The sequence below is a fragment of the Alloalcanivorax mobilis genome (assembly GCF_002864685.1).
GTDB classification, from domain to species: Bacteria; Pseudomonadota; Gammaproteobacteria; order Pseudomonadales; family Alcanivoracaceae; genus Alloalcanivorax; species Alloalcanivorax mobilis.
The window spans coordinates 170343-184611 of record NZ_NMQZ01000006.1 but is presented as its reverse complement, the minus strand read 5'-3'; the positions used below and the strand labels follow the sequence as shown (position 1 = coordinate 184611).

12 protein-coding genes are annotated in these 14269 nt (G+C 64.9%); 10 read left to right on the top strand and 2 right to left on the bottom strand.

The window, feature by feature from the left end:
- Window positions 1-62 precede the first annotated feature (62 nt).
- The 9 genes from CGS25_RS05680 (at window position 63) to coq7 (ending at window position 11652) form a co-directional block, all read left to right on the top strand.
- The gene (locus CGS25_RS05680; RefSeq protein ID WP_101674871.1) at window positions 63-1130 is read left to right on the top strand and encodes a DUF3426 domain-containing protein; all 1068 of its coding nucleotides are present in this window, start codon (window positions 63-65) and stop codon (window positions 1128-1130) included.
- Window positions 1131-1324: 194 nt separating this feature from the next.
- Complete coding sequence (gene dusB, locus CGS25_RS05675) at window positions 1325-2365, top strand: tRNA dihydrouridine synthase DusB (RefSeq protein WP_101674870.1); 1041 nt, start codon at window positions 1325-1327, stop codon at window positions 2363-2365.
- A gap of 26 nt (window positions 2366-2391) precedes the next feature.
- Window positions 2392-2673: a DNA-binding transcriptional regulator Fis gene (gene fis / locus CGS25_RS05670; RefSeq protein WP_089031141.1), complete on the top strand. Its 282-nt coding sequence runs from the start codon at window positions 2392-2394 to the stop codon at window positions 2671-2673.
- A gap of 161 nt (window positions 2674-2834) precedes the next feature.
- On the top strand, window positions 2835-4403 hold the full coding sequence (gene purH, locus CGS25_RS05665; RefSeq protein WP_101674869.1) for a bifunctional phosphoribosylaminoimidazolecarboxamide formyltransferase/IMP cyclohydrolase: 1569 nt from the start codon (window positions 2835-2837) through the stop codon (window positions 4401-4403).
- 196 nt (window positions 4404-4599) lie between these two features.
- Entirely contained in the window at window positions 4600-5898 is a 1299-nt protein-coding gene (gene purD / locus CGS25_RS05660) for a phosphoribosylamine--glycine ligase (protein WP_198588701.1), read from the top strand.
- Between the two features lie 107 nt (window positions 5899-6005).
- Window positions 6006-7058 (top strand): cyclic nucleotide-binding domain-containing protein, encoded by a 1053-nt coding sequence (locus CGS25_RS05655; protein WP_101674867.1) that lies wholly within the window; start codon window positions 6006-6008, stop codon window positions 7056-7058.
- Window positions 7059-7127: 69 nt separating this feature from the next.
- Window positions 7128-7871, top strand: a complete 744-nt coding sequence (locus CGS25_RS05650; RefSeq protein ID WP_101674866.1) for a sulfite exporter TauE/SafE family protein — start codon at window positions 7128-7130, stop codon at window positions 7869-7871.
- Window positions 7872-8002: 131 nt separating this feature from the next.
- On the top strand, window positions 8003-10759 hold the full coding sequence (locus tag CGS25_RS05645) for a hybrid sensor histidine kinase/response regulator (RefSeq protein WP_101674865.1): 2757 nt from the start codon (window positions 8003-8005) through the stop codon (window positions 10757-10759).
- Window positions 10760-11004: 245 nt separating this feature from the next.
- Window positions 11005-11652, top strand: a complete 648-nt coding sequence (gene coq7 / locus CGS25_RS05640) for a 2-polyprenyl-3-methyl-6-methoxy-1,4-benzoquinone monooxygenase (RefSeq protein ID WP_101674864.1) — start codon at window positions 11005-11007, stop codon at window positions 11650-11652.
- 184 nt (window positions 11653-11836) lie between these two features.
- Here coq7 and speD read toward each other — a convergent pair whose 3' ends face one another.
- Both speD and CGS25_RS05630 read right to left on the bottom strand, forming a co-directional pair.
- Complete coding sequence (speD, locus tag CGS25_RS05635; RefSeq protein ID WP_089034429.1) at window positions 11837-12637, bottom strand: adenosylmethionine decarboxylase; 801 nt, start codon at window positions 12635-12637, stop codon at window positions 11837-11839.
- Window positions 12638-12755: 118 nt separating this feature from the next.
- A complete protein-coding gene (locus tag CGS25_RS05630) occupies window positions 12756-13184 on the bottom strand; it encodes an OsmC family protein (protein ID WP_101674863.1) in 429 nt (142 codons plus the stop codon).
- Between the two features lie 325 nt (window positions 13185-13509).
- Between CGS25_RS05630 and crp the strand changes: the two genes are divergently transcribed.
- Entirely contained in the window at window positions 13510-14139 is a 630-nt protein-coding gene (gene crp, locus CGS25_RS05625) for a cAMP-activated global transcriptional regulator CRP (RefSeq protein WP_089031133.1), read from the top strand.
- The last annotated feature ends 130 nt before the right edge of the window (window positions 14140-14269 follow it).

Below are 14269 nucleotides of genomic sequence, written 5' to 3'. Positions count from 1 at the left end.
GGCGCCCGGTCCTCCGGAATGCCTCCTTCGGGTTCAACGGCTCCCCAATCATCGAGACCACCATGGCCGGCCAGTACAAAACCCGCTGCCCGCATTGCGGCGCCCAGTTCAAAATCAGCGACGAGCATCTCGGCCAGGCTCAGGGGGCCGTGCGCTGTGGTTCCTGTTTGCAGATTTTCCAGGCCACCGATCATCTGGTGGGAGAACCACCGGCGGTGGAACAGGCCGCCACGCCACCGCAATGGCAATACGCGCTGGACATGGACCCGGAAGCCGACCGCCAAACGCCCGCCCACGCCGGCGGCGTTGCCCCGGCGGGCCTGGAACTGAGCGACTCCTTTCTGTCCCTGGACCAGGACGAGCCGGACCACGCCCCGGGGCTCGAGGGGCAGCAGGACGCCCTGGGCGGCAACGCCGACGAGTCCTGGGCCGAAGCGCTGCTGGAGGATCTGGAAGACCAGGCCGAGCCGGTCTCCACCGCGCCGCCGCCGGCCGCCACCGCGGCACCGGCCCCCCGCGCTCCGGCACGTCACGACGACAGCTTCGATTTTCTGAACGCCAGCCCGCCGCGTCACGCCTTTGAGCCCGCCGACAGCAACCCGGGGGGTGGCCGCCGCGGCGTCAGCCAGGTTCTCAAATGGCTGCCTCTGGTGATTCTGGCTCTGCTGGTGCTCGCCGGCCAATACGCCTGGTTTCATTTCGATACCCTGGCGCGCTCGCCACAGTGGCGCCCGCTCTACGCCCAGGCCTGCGAAGTGATCGGCTGCCAGTTGCCACTGCAATCGGATCTGCGTTACCTGCGCGGCGCCAATCTGGTGGTGCGCAGCCATCCCCACTACGACAACGCGCTGGTGGTGGATGCCCTGCTGTTCAATGAAGGGCGCTGGCCGCAGCCATTCCCGGTGCTGGAATTGACGTTCAGCGATCTGGAGGGCGAACCGGTGGCGAGCCGCCGTTTTCAGCCCGTGGAATATCTGCACGGGGAGCTCGGCGAACTGCGGCAACTGCCAGTGCAAACGCCGGTCCATGTGGCTCTGGAGATCGTTGACCCGGGCAGCCGCGCGGTCAGCTATCATTTGCGCCTGTTGCCCGCGCCCGCCTCATCCTCACGCCTGAGCCTGGCCCGCTAGGCGCCGCCGACTCACTTCCCGGGCACGCCCCAGCCCAGCGACCTGGCCGGACCAACCTGGCCGGGCCAACCAGGCTGGGACTTTCCCCCGCCGGGCAGGATCTCTATCATGGTCGCCCCGCGCCAGCGCGGCCGCGCCCGGCGCCTTATGCCGGTGCGCCCCGACCCCGCACCCACCCGCTCGGACGCCTCACCATGCGCATCGGTCCCTACAGCCTGCCCAATCGCCTGATCCTGGCCCCCATGGCCGGCGTCACCGATCAGCCGTTCCGCCGGCTGTGCCGGGAGCTGGGCGCCGGCCTGGTGGTCTCGGAGATGGTCACGTCCGACACCCGCCTGTGGGACTCGCGCAAATCCCGCCAGCGGCTGGATCACAGCGGCGAGCCCGGGCCGATTTCGGTCCAGATCGCCGGCGGCGAACCGAGCATGATGGCGGAGGCGGCGCGCGCCAACGTGGACCGGGGCGCGCAGATCATCGACATCAACATGGGCTGCCCGGCCAAGAAAGTGTGCAAACGCGCCGCCGGCTCGGCGCTGCTGTGCGACCCGGATCTGGTGGCGCGCATCCTCGACGCGGTGGTCGCCGCCGTGGACGTGCCAGTGACCCTCAAGATCCGCACCGGGCCGACGCCGGAGCAACGCAATGCGCTGCACATCGCCCGGCTCGCTGAGCAGGCTGGCATCCAGGCGCTGGCGATTCATGGCCGTACCCGCGCCGACAAATTCAACGGCGAGGCGGAATTCGACACCATCCGCGAGGTGGTGGCGGCGGTGTCGATTCCCGTTATCGCCAACGGTGATATCGATTCGCCACAAAAAACCGAACGGATACTGGAAACCACGGGCGCCGGTGGTATCATGATCGGCCGCGCTGCCCAAGGTAATCCCTGGATATTCCGGGACACCGTGCATTACCTGGAGCACGGTCGGTTGCCGCCGGCACCGCTGGTGGAGGATGTTCAGGATCGCGTGCTCTCGCATCTGACCGACCTGCACCACTTCTACGGCGAGTATTCCGGCGTGCGCATCGCTCGCAAACACCTGGGCTGGTATACGCAGAATTTGCCCGGTGGCGAGGACTTCCGGCGCGGTTTCAACAATTTGGAAAAGGCCGGCCAACAATGGCGGGCCGTTGAGCAGTTTTTCCTACAGATCAGCGCCCTGGGCGACCGCATTCGATTCGGTCGCTATGGCGAAGTGTCTGCCCGGAACAAAGACGGAGCATTGGCCGCATGACCCTTTCTGCACGGACACTGACAGAAATGAATACCGCTGAAACACGCAAACCGCACCTCACGCTGGCCCGCAGCGAAACCCACGACACGCTGCGCAACTGCGTGCGACGCTCACTCGCCGACTATTTCAATCAACTCGACGGCGAGCCAGTCAGCGAGCTCTACCAGATGGTACTGGCGGAGATGGAAATCCCCCTGCTGGAGAAAGTGCTGGAATACACCCGGGGCAACCAGACCAAGGCCGCCGAGCTGCTTGGCCTGAACCGCGGCACCCTGCGTAAGAAACTCAAACAGTACGGCCTGCTCTGAAGCAATCCGTAATGTCGGGGGCAGTGGAAACTGCCCCTTTCTTTTTGGTAACGCTAACACGCAACACGCTGCACGCTGGCACGCCCCCCACAAAACCGCTCACACCCCCGCGTGAAAGCGTGTTGCGTGAAGCGTGCCAGCGTCACCAAAGGTGACCCACCATGAGCAAGGCCGTTGAACGCGCGCTGATCAGCGTCTCCGACAAAACCGGCATCGTTGACTTCGCCCGAGCCCTCACCGAACGGGGCGTGCAACTGCTGTCCACCGGCGGTACCTTCAAAGCGATCCGCGAAGCGGGCATCGCGGTGCTCGAAGTCTCCGAACACACCGGCTTCCCGGAAATGATGGATGGCCGGGTGAAAACCCTGCACCCCACCATTCACGGCGGCATTCTTGGCCGCCGTGGCCAGGACGACGCGGTGATGGCGGACAACGGCATCGCCCCCATCGATCTGGTGGTGGTCAATCTGTACCCGTTCGAGCGCACTGTCGCCAATCCGGATTGCAGCCTGGAAGACGCCATCGAGAACATCGACATCGGCGGCCCGACCATGGTGCGCTCGGCGGCCAAGAACAACGCCCATGTGGGCATTGTCACCGACACCGCCGACTATTCGCGCGTGCTTGAAGACATGTCCGCCAATGGCGGCACCCTCTCCGAAGCGCTGCGCTTTGACCTGGCGATCAAGGCGTTCGAGCACACCGCCGCCTACGACAGCGCCATCGCCAACTATTTTGGCCGCCGGGTCGGCAACGGCAGCGCCGACTTCCCGCGCACCATCAACCTGAACTTCGTCAAAGCTCAGGAGATGCGCTACGGCGAGAACCCGCACCAGAAAGCGGCGTTCTACACCGAGCGCCACCCCGGCGACGCCTCGGTGGCCACCGCCCGCCAGTTGCAGGGCAAGGAACTCAGCTACAACAACATCGCTGACACCGACGCCGCTCTGGAGTGCGTCAAGTCGTTCACCAAACCGGCCTGCGTGATCGTCAAGCACGCCAACCCGTGTGGCGTGGCGGTCAGCCTGGACGGCATCGGCGCGGCCTACGATCTGGCCTTCGCCACCGACCCGGAATCCGCGTTCGGCGGCATCATTGCCTTTAACCGCGAGCTGGACGCCGACACCGCGCGGGCCATCGTTGATCGCCAGTTCGTGGAAGTGATCATCGCGCCGTCCGCCAGCGACGAGGCCCTGGCGATCACCGCCGCCAAGAAAAACGTGCGCGTGCTGGTGTGCGGCCAGTGGCAGGGCGCCACCGCCGGCGGCCTGGATTACAAGCGCGTCAACGGTGGCCTGCTGGTGCAGGACCGGGACACCGGCATGATCGGCGAAAGCGAGCTTAAGGTGGTCAGCAAACGCGCCCCCACCGAGGCGGAAATGCACGATCTGATCTTCGCCTGGAAAGTCGCCAAATTCGTTAAGTCCAACGCCATCGTGTACGCCAAAAACCGCCAAACCGTGGGCGTTGGCGCCGGCCAGATGAGCCGCATCAACTCCGCCCGCATCGCCGCCATCAAGGCCGAACACGCGGGCCTGGCGGTGCAAGGCTCGGTGATGGCCTCGGACGCCTTCTTCCCGTTCCGCGACGGCATCGACAACGCCGCCGAAAACGGCGTGCGCTGCGTGATCCAACCCGGCGGCTCGATTCGTGACGAAGAAGTCATCGCCGCCGCCGACCAAGCGGACATGGCGATGGTGTTCACGGGAATGCGGCATTTTCGGCATTGACGCTGGACGCCGGACGCTCAACCCGGAAACGGGGAAGTATGACGTGTTTCCTGAGAGCAAGGCAGAAAACACTTCGTGCCTTTCGGAGCCAGGGTTTAGCGTCAGGCGTCCGGCGTCCAGCGTCAGGCGTCAGGCGTCAGGCGTCCGACGCCAACCCAACCAACAACTGAACCATCTATAGCCAATGGAACTCACCATGAAGGTACTCATCATCGGCTCCGGCGGGCGCGAGCACGCTCTGGCCTGGAAGGTGGCGCAAGCCGGCGACGTGGAGAAGGTGCTGGTGGCGCCGGGTAACGCCGGTACCGCCCGGGAAGCCGGGGTCGAGAACGTGGCCATCGATGTGATGGACCAGCAGGCGCTCGCCGATCTGGCCGAGCGCGAAGGCGTGGCGCTGACCATTGTCGGCCCGGAGGCGCCGCTGGTGGCCGGCGTGGTGGATTACTTCCAAAGTCGCGGGCTGAAATGCTTCGGCCCCAAACAGGCGGCCGCGCAACTGGAAGGTTCGAAAGCGTTCACCAAGGACTTTCTCGCCCGCCACCACATTCCCAGCGCCGCCTACGGCAATTTCACCGACGTCGACGAGGCGCTCGCCTACCTGCGCGAACACGGCGCGCCGATCGTGGTCAAGGCCGACGGCCTGGCCGCCGGCAAAGGGGTGATCGTGGCGATGACCCTGGAAGAAGCGGAAGAAGCGGTGCGCGACATGCTCGGCGGCAACCGCTTCGGCGACGCCGGCCATCGGGTGGTGATCGAGGAATTTCTGGAAGGCGAAGAAGCCAGCTTTATCGTGCTGGTGGACGGCGAACACATTCTGCCGATGGCCACCAGCCAGGATCATAAGCGCGTCGGCGACGGCGACAGCGGCCCCAATACCGGCGGCATGGGCGCCTACTCGCCGGCGCCGGTGGTCACCGACGAGATCCACCAGCGCATCATGGATCAGGTGATCCGCCCCACCGTCGCCGGCATGGCCAGCGAGGGCATGCCCTACACCGGTTTCCTGTACGCCGGGCTGATGATCTCCGCCGCCGGCGAGCCCAAGGTGATTGAATACAACTGCCGCTTCGGCGACCCGGAAACTCAGCCGATCATGATGCGCCTGCGCTCCAACCTGGCCGCCCTGTGCCTGGCCGCGGTGGAGGGCGAACTGGACCGCGTCAGCGCCGACTGGGATGCGCGGCCGTCGCTGGGCGTGGTGATGGCCGCTGGCGGCTATCCCGATCAGTATCGAAAAGGCGACCCGATCCACGGGCTGGAGCAGGCCGATTCCGAGCACGTCAAAGTGTTCCACGCCGGCACCGCCGAACGCGACGGCGAAGTGGTCACCAGCGGCGGCCGGGTGCTGTGTGTCACCGCGCTGGGCGACAGCGTCGCCGACGCCCAGCGCAACGCTTATCAGGCATTGGCCGGCATTGGCTGGCACGACGCCTACCACCGGACCGACATCGGCTATCGTGCCGTGGCGCGCGAGAACACGGCTGGCCGCTCCTGAGTCCATCACGGTTTTTTCAGCAGCCTGTTAGACTCCCTGACCATAACGGGCTGGTGGTCGGGCGTTTCCCGCTCTGACCAGCGGCCCGCCGCTCGCCGGGAGAGCCCATGACATCGACACCACAGATCACACGGCTGGCCGCGTTCATTCCTTTTGATGGCCTCAGCCCCTCTCACCTGGACGCGCTTGCCGACCAGATTCAGGTGCACCGGCTGCCGGCCGGACGCATGGTCTTCAAACGGGGCGACGTCGACCGGGTCGCCTGGTTTCTGATCGAGGGCACCCTGGACCTGGTGGACGCCGGCTTCTCGGTACGCCCGTTCGCCGCCGACGACGACGAAAACTACCTGGCGGTGGACAATTATCCGCGCCACACCGTCAACGCGATCACCCGCGAAGCGTGCGTTCTGTATAGCCTCGACCGCGACAAGCTGGACCTGCTGATGGCCTGGGCCGGCGCCTCCGATCTGCTGCCCGAAAGCAAACCCGGCGACGACGACCGCGACTGGATGGACGCCCTGCTCGGCTCCGGCCTGTTCGCCCGGGTGGCGCCGGCGCGCCTGCATGAACTGTTCATGCGCTTCACTCCCCTCGCCGTGGAGCTCGGCCAGGAAGTGGTCCGCGAAGGCGACGCCGGGGACACCTTCTACGTGATCAAGCGCGGCCATGCGATGGTCACGCGCGGCCGGGAGACCCTGGCCGGCCTGGGGCCAGGGCGTTTTTTTGGCGAAGACGCCCTGATCAGCGACCAGCCGCGCAACGCCACCGTCACCATGACCAGCGACGGCGATCTGATGACCCTGGACAAAGCCCGCTTCCAGGCCATCGTGCAGGCGTCGGTGGTGCGGCGAATCAGTGAGCAGGAGTTGCAGCGTCAGGTACTTGACGGCGAAAGCCCGTGCCAGTTGATCGACGTGCGCCTGGCCATGGAAGCCCGCCACGACCGCATTCCCGGCGCCCGCCATATTCCCCTGGCGGAGTTGCGTCAGCAGGCGCTCAAGCTGGCGCCCGAGTTCACTTATATTCTTTGCGCCGAGGGCCGCCGCAGTGAGCTGGGCGCCTACTTGCTCTCCGAGGCTGGCCTGAACGCCTACGTGCTGGAGCGCGAGAGCGGCCCGGCAGCGGTGCCGGAAGCCGTGTCGCCGCCCGCCGCACCGTAACCACCGCCGGCCCGCGCCGGCGCCACCCATACACACAGAGGCGCCCCCGCCGGCGACCTCGGGGCATTCATGGACACATCGCTCTTGCTGTTTCTGGCCGCCGTGGCCCTGGGCGCCTATGTGCAGTCGATCACCGGCTTTGCCCTGGGCATCTTCGTGCTGGCGGCGGTGGCGCTGTTGCACTTCAGTTCGATTCCGGTGGCCGCCATGGCGATGAACATCATGACCCTGGCCAACAGCACGGTGATGGTGCTGCCGCGCCTGAAGAAAGTGCACTGGCCCACCCTGCGCCTGACCCTGATCGGCACCATGCCGGCGATGGTGGTCGGCGTGCTGCTGCTCAACGGTCTCAGCAACCACGCCCAGAACATTCTGCGCATTCTGCTCGGGCTGATGATCATCGGCGGCGGCCTGGTGCTGGTCTGGCGCCCCCATCCGCGCGCAACGCTTTCCTCCAAGGGCGGCTTTATCGGCATGGGTCTGATCAGTGGCCTGCTGGGCGGCCTGTTCAGTGTGTCCGGGCCACCCCTGGTCTATCAGTTTTACCGGCAGCCACTGCCACTGCTGCGCATTCGCATCACCCTGGTGACGCTGTTCTCGATCATGAGCGTGGGGCGCCTGACCGTGGTCGGCGTGCAGGGGCAGATCACCGAAGAAGTGCTGCGCATGGGAGGCTTGTCGATTCCAGTGGTCCTGGCGGCCGCCTGGCTGGGTACCCGTTATCCGCCGCGCATCTCCGATAAAGCCCTGCGCCGGGGCGTGTTCGTGTTGCTGGTGATCACCGGCAGCGGCATTGTGTTCACCGCCCTTTAACCCCGCGCCACCGCGCTGTCATGGAGGCTGCGGTCGACGCGACCCCGGCGATGCCTTTATCCTCTGGCGGTGCAGCGGCGCCGGGGAAGCGCCAAACTCGGAGCGCCGCGACAACAGGGATTGGGAACATCATGGGCACTGGGGATCGATCACCTCGTCAACCACGCCGGCGGCGGCCGGCCGCTTTCTGGTGGCCGCTGATCGTGCTGACCACCTTGCTGGCCAGCGCCAGCCACGCCTCCCCGCCGCCGCCCTTCGTGATAGGCAGCCTGCCCCAGGACGCCCGCATTACCATCTATTCCGAGTACCTGCCCGATCCCGGCGGCACACTGAGCGTGGCGGACATCGCCAGCGGCCGCTTTGACGGCGACTTCCAACCGGCATCGCGGTTCGTCGAGCGGCTCGGCCTGAGCGATCACCCCTGGTGGGTGCGAGTGTCGATCCAGAACGAAATGGCCGGCCAGAGCCTGTTCGCCCTGGTGCTGGGCACCCGCCACTATCACGACAGCGTCTTCTATCGGCCCGGGCCTTCCGGCTACCGCCCTTCCGCCGCCAGCGAGCACTTCCAGCACCGCACCCCGGTGCAACTGCTGGACTTGCCGGTGGGCCAGCCGCGCGTCTATTACTGGCGCATCAACGCCCACGGCAGCCTGGTCTATTCGCTGCGGCTGACCACCCTGCCCGCGGCGATGAGCAACGACCCGGCGTTCTCACTGTACTGGCTGCTGCTGGGCATGATGCTGACCCTGGCGCTGTACAACGCGCTGGTGGCGGTGATGCGCTCAGCGCACAGCCACGCCTATCACGCCGGCTTTCTGATCTTTCTGGTGGCGCTGATCCTGGTTTCCTCCGGAACCCTGGCAGGCAACGATTTCTGGGGCCCGCTGGTGCCGCCCTTGAAAATCGCCACCCTGATGCTGGCCCTGGCCAGCGTCTGTGGCGTGGGCCGTACTTTCGTCAACAGCCGCCGCCACGCGCCCTACCTGGACCGTTTTCTGCAAGTCCTGATGATCATCGGGCCGTTGTCTCTGCTGGTGATGCCCTGGCTGCCGATTACCGTGGCGTTCATGCTGGCCTATGGCTTCGCCCTGATCGCCGCCGCCGCGCTGGTCACCCTGGGGGTGCTGGCCTGGCACCGGGAAGTGCCGCTGGGCACGCTGTATTTTCTCAGCAGCCTGCTGGTCGGCAGCCCGGTGGTGGTGAGTTGCCTGTCGATGATCGGGGTGCTGCAGAACGATCTTGACCTGGCGCTGTGCCTGCTGATCACCGTTAACCTGGCCGGCGTGGTGCAGGCGGTGGGGCTACGGCTGCAACAACAACGCGACCTGCGCCTGCTGATGGAACGGCGGCGCAGCCAGACCGTGGAAGAGACCGCCGACACCACCCGCCGGGAAACCCTGTCACGCATGGGGCACGATGTGCGCACCCCGCTCAGCGGCATTCTCGGCATGGCCGAAATCCTCGAGGACACACCGCTGACGCCCAACCAGAAAGACTGTGTCGGCGGCATTCGTAACGCCGGCGAAAGCTTGCTCAAGATCATCAACGACGTGCTCGAATACTCACAGCTTTCCACCCAGGGCGCGGACATCAACCGCGAGGCGCTGAACGCCAATGAACTGTTGATGGACGCGGTGGAACTGTTCCGCGAACGGGCCGAAGAGAAACAGATCGAGCTGATCACCCATGTGCACACCAACCTGCCCGAGCGCATGGAAGGCGATCCCGGCCGCCTGCGTCAGGTGCTCACCAACCTGATCGGCGCGCTGATCCGCCGCGCCCAGCCCGGCGAACTGGTCATCGATATTTCCCTGGACCCCACCGGCCGCGCCGGCCAGGTGCGCTTCGAACTGGGCGGCTCGGCGCTGCGCGCCGGCACCATTGTGGAATTGCGCGAGAGCAGCGCCCGCCAGGACAGCAGTGGCCTGAATCTTTCCATCGCCGAGCAATTGCTTGAAGCGATGGGCGGACGCAGCGGCTTCCGCGATGAGCACGGCAGCGAAGTGCTGTACTGGTTCGTGGTGCCCCTGCCGGCGCTGGAATCGCCCCAGCCGCGCATCGATACCGACATTTCCGCCCTGCAGGGCCGCAGCATGCTGGTGGTCGATGACTCCAGCACCGTGACCCGGGTGATCCGCCATCTGGCGTTGAGCTGGGGCATGCGCGTCACCGCCTGCCACGACCCCCGCGAAGCCCTGGCCTCGTTACGCACCCAGGCCAATCTCAACGAGCCCTACGACGTGGTGCTGCTGGATCACCTGATGCCGGGCATCAACGGCATGCAACTGGCCACCCGCATTCAGGAAGACCCGGTGATCACCCACCCGGCGATCCTGATCATGCTGACCGGTGTCAATAATGCCCCCACCGCCACCGAGGCGCGCAACGTGGGCATCCACCGGGTGCTCAGCAAACCGGTGTCGGCGCCGCGTCTGAAACAGGTGCTGGCCGAGGAGCTCGGCCTGCAACGGCGCCACCCGGAACCGGGCCGTCAGCAAGCCCCCGACCCGGGCCTGCGCCTGCTGGTGGTGGAGGACCACAAGCTCAGCCAGAAAGTGATTCGAGGCATGCTCAACAAGCTGGGCCTGGATGCCGAGCTCGCCGCCAACGGCCGCGAGGCCCTGCAAATGGCATCACAAAACCGCTACGATCTGATCCTGATGGATTGCGAAATGCCGGAAATGGACGGCTTCGAGGCCACCCGCCGGATTCGCCAACACGAGCGCGAACACGGCCTGGCGCCGGTGCCGATCGTCGCACTCACCGCGCACATCCTGCGCGAGCACCGCGAACGCAGCCTCGCCTCCGGCATGAACGCCCATATCCCCAAGCCGGTGGAGATCAATGTGTTGCGGGAGGCTTTGGTGCGGTTTACTCGGGGGGATTGACGCTGGACGCCGGACGCCGGACGCCGGACGCTAAACCCTTAGCCTGAAGAGTGCGGTGTGTTTCCTGCCGTTCAGTAAACACACCATTGCTGTCCGCGCCGGGTTTAGCGTCAGGCGTCAGGCGTCAGGCGTCAGGCGTCAGGCGTCCGGCGTCCGGCGTCCGGCGTCCGGCGTCCGGCGTCTAGCGTCTAGCCTCCCCCCACCATTAACGCTAGCATGCCGACAACCCCGCTCCGGAGCCCAACATGACCGCCCGACAGCTCTCTTCCCTGGACCGGCTGCTCAGCCGGGTCGACAACGCCCTGCGCACCCTGACCCCCGGCACCACCCGGGCGGAGCGCCAGAACCCGGCCCCCGTGAATGGCGAGGACGCGCCCCTGCCGGACACCCTGCGACGCCATGTGGCTGGCTTGATGCGCATCAACCACACCGGCGAAGTGTGTGCCCAAGCGCTCTACCAGGGCCAGGCCAGCACCGCCACCCTGCCCCACGCGCGCCACGCCATGGAAGAAGCCGCCCGCGAAGAAGAAGACCATTTGGCCTGGTGCGAAGACCGGATTCTGGAACTGGGCAGCGTACCCAGCCACCTCAATCCGCTGTTCTACGCGATCAGCTACGCCCTCGGCGCCGGCGCCGGTCTGGCCGGCGACCGCTGGAGCCTGGGTTTCGTCTCCGAAACCGAACAGCAGGTGGTGCGCCACCTGGAAGATCACCTCACCCGCCTGCCCGACAACGACCTGCGCAGCCGCGCCATCCTTACCCAGATGCGCGAAGACGAACTGCGCCACGCCATCACCGCCAGCGACGCCGGCGGCGCCCCCCTGCCCCCACCGATCAAAGGGGCGATGGCGTTGATGAGCAAGGTGATGACGTTTAGCACGTATCGGCTTTGAGGGGCGAGCTGGACACGCCGGACGCCAGACGCCGGACGCCAGACGCCTAACCCAGCGCGGACAGCAATGGTGTGTTTACTGAATGGCAGGAAACACACCACACCCTTCAGGTTACGGGTTTAGCGTCAGGCGTCAGGCGTCAGGCGTCAGGCGTATTGCCCAAGCGAGCGGCGCGGTGCACCGCTTACATGTTGCGGCTGTAGAAAATCTCCAGCATCTCGGTGCGCAGGCGCTCCTTGATGTTGGCCAGTTCGGCATTGTCGAACTCGTCGCTGCCGGCGCCGAACAGGTAGTTGTCGATTTCGAATTCCTTGAGCAGCATCTTGGTGTGGAAGATGTTCTCCTGGTACACATTGACGTCGATCATCTGATAGGCGTTCTGGGTGTCTTCGGTGAGGAAGTTCTGGATCGAGGTGATGTCGTGATCGATGTAATGCTTGGTGCCGTCCACGTCGCGGGTCATGCCGCGCACCCGGTAATCGATGGTGACGATGTCCGAATCGAAGCTGTGGATCAGGTAGTTGAGCGCGCGCAGCGGCGAGATCACGCCACAGGTGGACACGTCCACGTCCACCCGAAAGGTGGAAATGCCGTTATCCGGGTGTGATTCCGGGTAGGTGTGCACGGTCACATGACTTTTGTTCAGGTGCGCCACCACTGAATCCGGCAGTGGGCCGGGCGCTTCTTCGTCCCAGTCGCCGGTGGGCGGCGTTTCGTGCTCGGCGATCAGCATGGTGACGCTGGCGCCCTGCGGGTCGTAATCCTGACGGGCGATATTGAGAATGTTCGCGCCGATAATGCGGGTGACGTTGGTGAGGATTTCGGTCAGCCGTTCAGCGTTATAAAGCTCATCGATGTATTCGATGTATTCCTTGCGGTGTTGCTCGGTCTTCGCGTAAGCGATGTCGAAGATATTAAAGCTCAATGATTTGGTCAGGTTGTTGAAACCATGAACCGTAATCTTGGGATTGGGATCTTTCACCACGGCTTTTCCCCGTTGGCGGCCGGTGCCGCTCACAGTGCAGGAACTCACCCCCGGCGCGCGACAGCCTCATCGCTCACCGGGTCCGGATTCTCAATATGGAGCGCGTTGCGCTCCGGGATCATGGCTGGCTGTCTTCAATGCTGTAGCTGTGGGTAATGTCCACGCCACCACGGGCCAGCATGATCGACGCGGAGCAATATTTTTCCGCGGAAAGTTCCACCGCCCGCTTCACCTGGGCCTCTTTGAGGTTATTGCCCGAGACCACGAAATGCAGGTGAATTTTAGTAAAAACGGCCGGCACCTGATCGTCGGCGCGCTCGGCGCTGATCTCGCAGCGGCAATCAGTGACGTCCTGGCGGGACTTGCCCAGAATGTGCACCACGTCGAAACTGGAACAACCGCCGACCCCGATCAACAGGGTCTCCATGGGCCGCGGGCCACGATTATGACCACCATGATCCGGCGGACCGTCCATCACTACCGTATGGCCGCTTTCCGACTCCGCCTGAAAGCAGGCCTCGCCCTGCCATTGGACCACCGCTTTCATCTGTGTCTCTCCTGATCGGACAAACCGGCGCCCCAGGGAGGAAGCACCGGCTCTCACGGCGCCGGACCCGCCCGGAGCCGCCTGGAAACGGGGGCGCAGAGTACCATAGAGCGGCCCCTCGCCATACCCTCTCGCCACCCCCGGAACGACGCCCCGGCACTGGCGATCAGCGCCGCAAAGGCGCACAGTAAGAGCCTGCCGAACCGGCGCCGGGGCGGGCACGACCAAGGTTGTAAGGCATGTCCCTTGGCATGTCCGCAAAAAACAGGCAATATCCTGGGGCTTAAATGTCTACGCCTTTCTTCTGGCTTTACGTAGAGTCCCCATGAGCGACGGAAACAAAATTATTCCTAATCTGGACCATTTTCTCGCTAACTGTCATCGCAGGAAGTATCCGGCCAAGAGCACCATTATCTACGCCGGCGATGAATCCGATGCCCTCTATTATATTCTGAAGGGCTCGGTCACCGTTATGATCGAAGACGACGACGGTCGCGAGATGATCATGGCTTACCTGAACGAAGGCGACTTCTTCGGTGAGATGGGTTTGTTCGAAACGGACCCGTCCCGCTCCGCCTGGGTAAAAGCCAAGACCGAATGCGAAGTGGCCGAAGTGAGCTACGCCAAATTCCGCCAGATGGCCCGCGAGGACGCGGACATCCTGTTCGCGGTGTCGGCGCAGATCGCCGGGCGGCTGCGCGCCACCACCCGCAAGGTCGGTGACCTGGCGTTTCTGGACGTCACCGGCCGCGTCGCCGGCACGCTGCTGGACCTGTGCAAACAGCCCGACGCCATGACCCACCCGGATGGCATGCAGATCAAAGTGACCCGCCAGGAAATCGGCCGCATCGTCGGCTGCTCCCGCGAAATGGTCGGCCGGGTCCTGAAAAATCTGGAAGAACAGGGTCTGGTGTCCGTGAAGGGCAAGACGATGGTGGTTTACGGCACGCGCTGAGGCGCGGCCCGGTCACAATGAGTTGAAAGTTGAAGGTTAAAAGTTGAAACGCGGCCCACCCCGGTGCGGCCGAAAGGAGAAGAGGCCGCGCCCGGGCATCCCGGCGCGGCCTCCTTCGTTGGGTGCACGA

What these genes read in the sequence shown, in the direction of transcription:
- CGS25_RS05680 (WP_101674871.1), top strand. Translation starts at nt 63, where the DNA reads ATGGCCGGCCAGTACAAAACCCGCTGCCCGCATTGCGGCGCCCAGTTC.
- dusB (WP_101674870.1), top strand. Translation starts at nt 1,325, where the DNA reads ATGCGCATCGGTCCCTACAGCCTGCCCAATCGCCTGATCCTGGCCCCC.
- fis (WP_089031141.1), top strand. Translation starts at nt 2,392, where the DNA reads ATGAATACCGCTGAAACACGCAAACCGCACCTCACGCTGGCCCGCAGC.
- purH (WP_101674869.1), top strand. Translation starts at nt 2,835, where the DNA reads ATGAGCAAGGCCGTTGAACGCGCGCTGATCAGCGTCTCCGACAAAACC.
- purD (WP_198588701.1), top strand. Translation starts at nt 4,600, where the DNA reads ATGAAGGTACTCATCATCGGCTCCGGCGGGCGCGAGCACGCTCTGGCC.
- CGS25_RS05655 (WP_101674867.1), top strand. Translation starts at nt 6,006, where the DNA reads ATGACATCGACACCACAGATCACACGGCTGGCCGCGTTCATTCCTTTT.
- CGS25_RS05650 (WP_101674866.1), top strand. Translation starts at nt 7,128, where the DNA reads ATGGACACATCGCTCTTGCTGTTTCTGGCCGCCGTGGCCCTGGGCGCC.
- CGS25_RS05645 (WP_101674865.1), top strand. Translation starts at nt 8,003, where the DNA reads ATGGGCACTGGGGATCGATCACCTCGTCAACCACGCCGGCGGCGGCCG.
- coq7 (WP_101674864.1), top strand. Translation starts at nt 11,005, where the DNA reads ATGACCGCCCGACAGCTCTCTTCCCTGGACCGGCTGCTCAGCCGGGTC.
- CGS25_RS05630 (WP_101674863.1), bottom strand. Translation starts at nt 13,184, where the DNA reads ATGAAAGCGGTGGTCCAATGGCAGGGCGAGGCCTGCTTTCAGGCGGAG.
- crp (WP_089031133.1), top strand. Translation starts at nt 13,510, where the DNA reads ATGAGCGACGGAAACAAAATTATTCCTAATCTGGACCATTTTCTCGCT.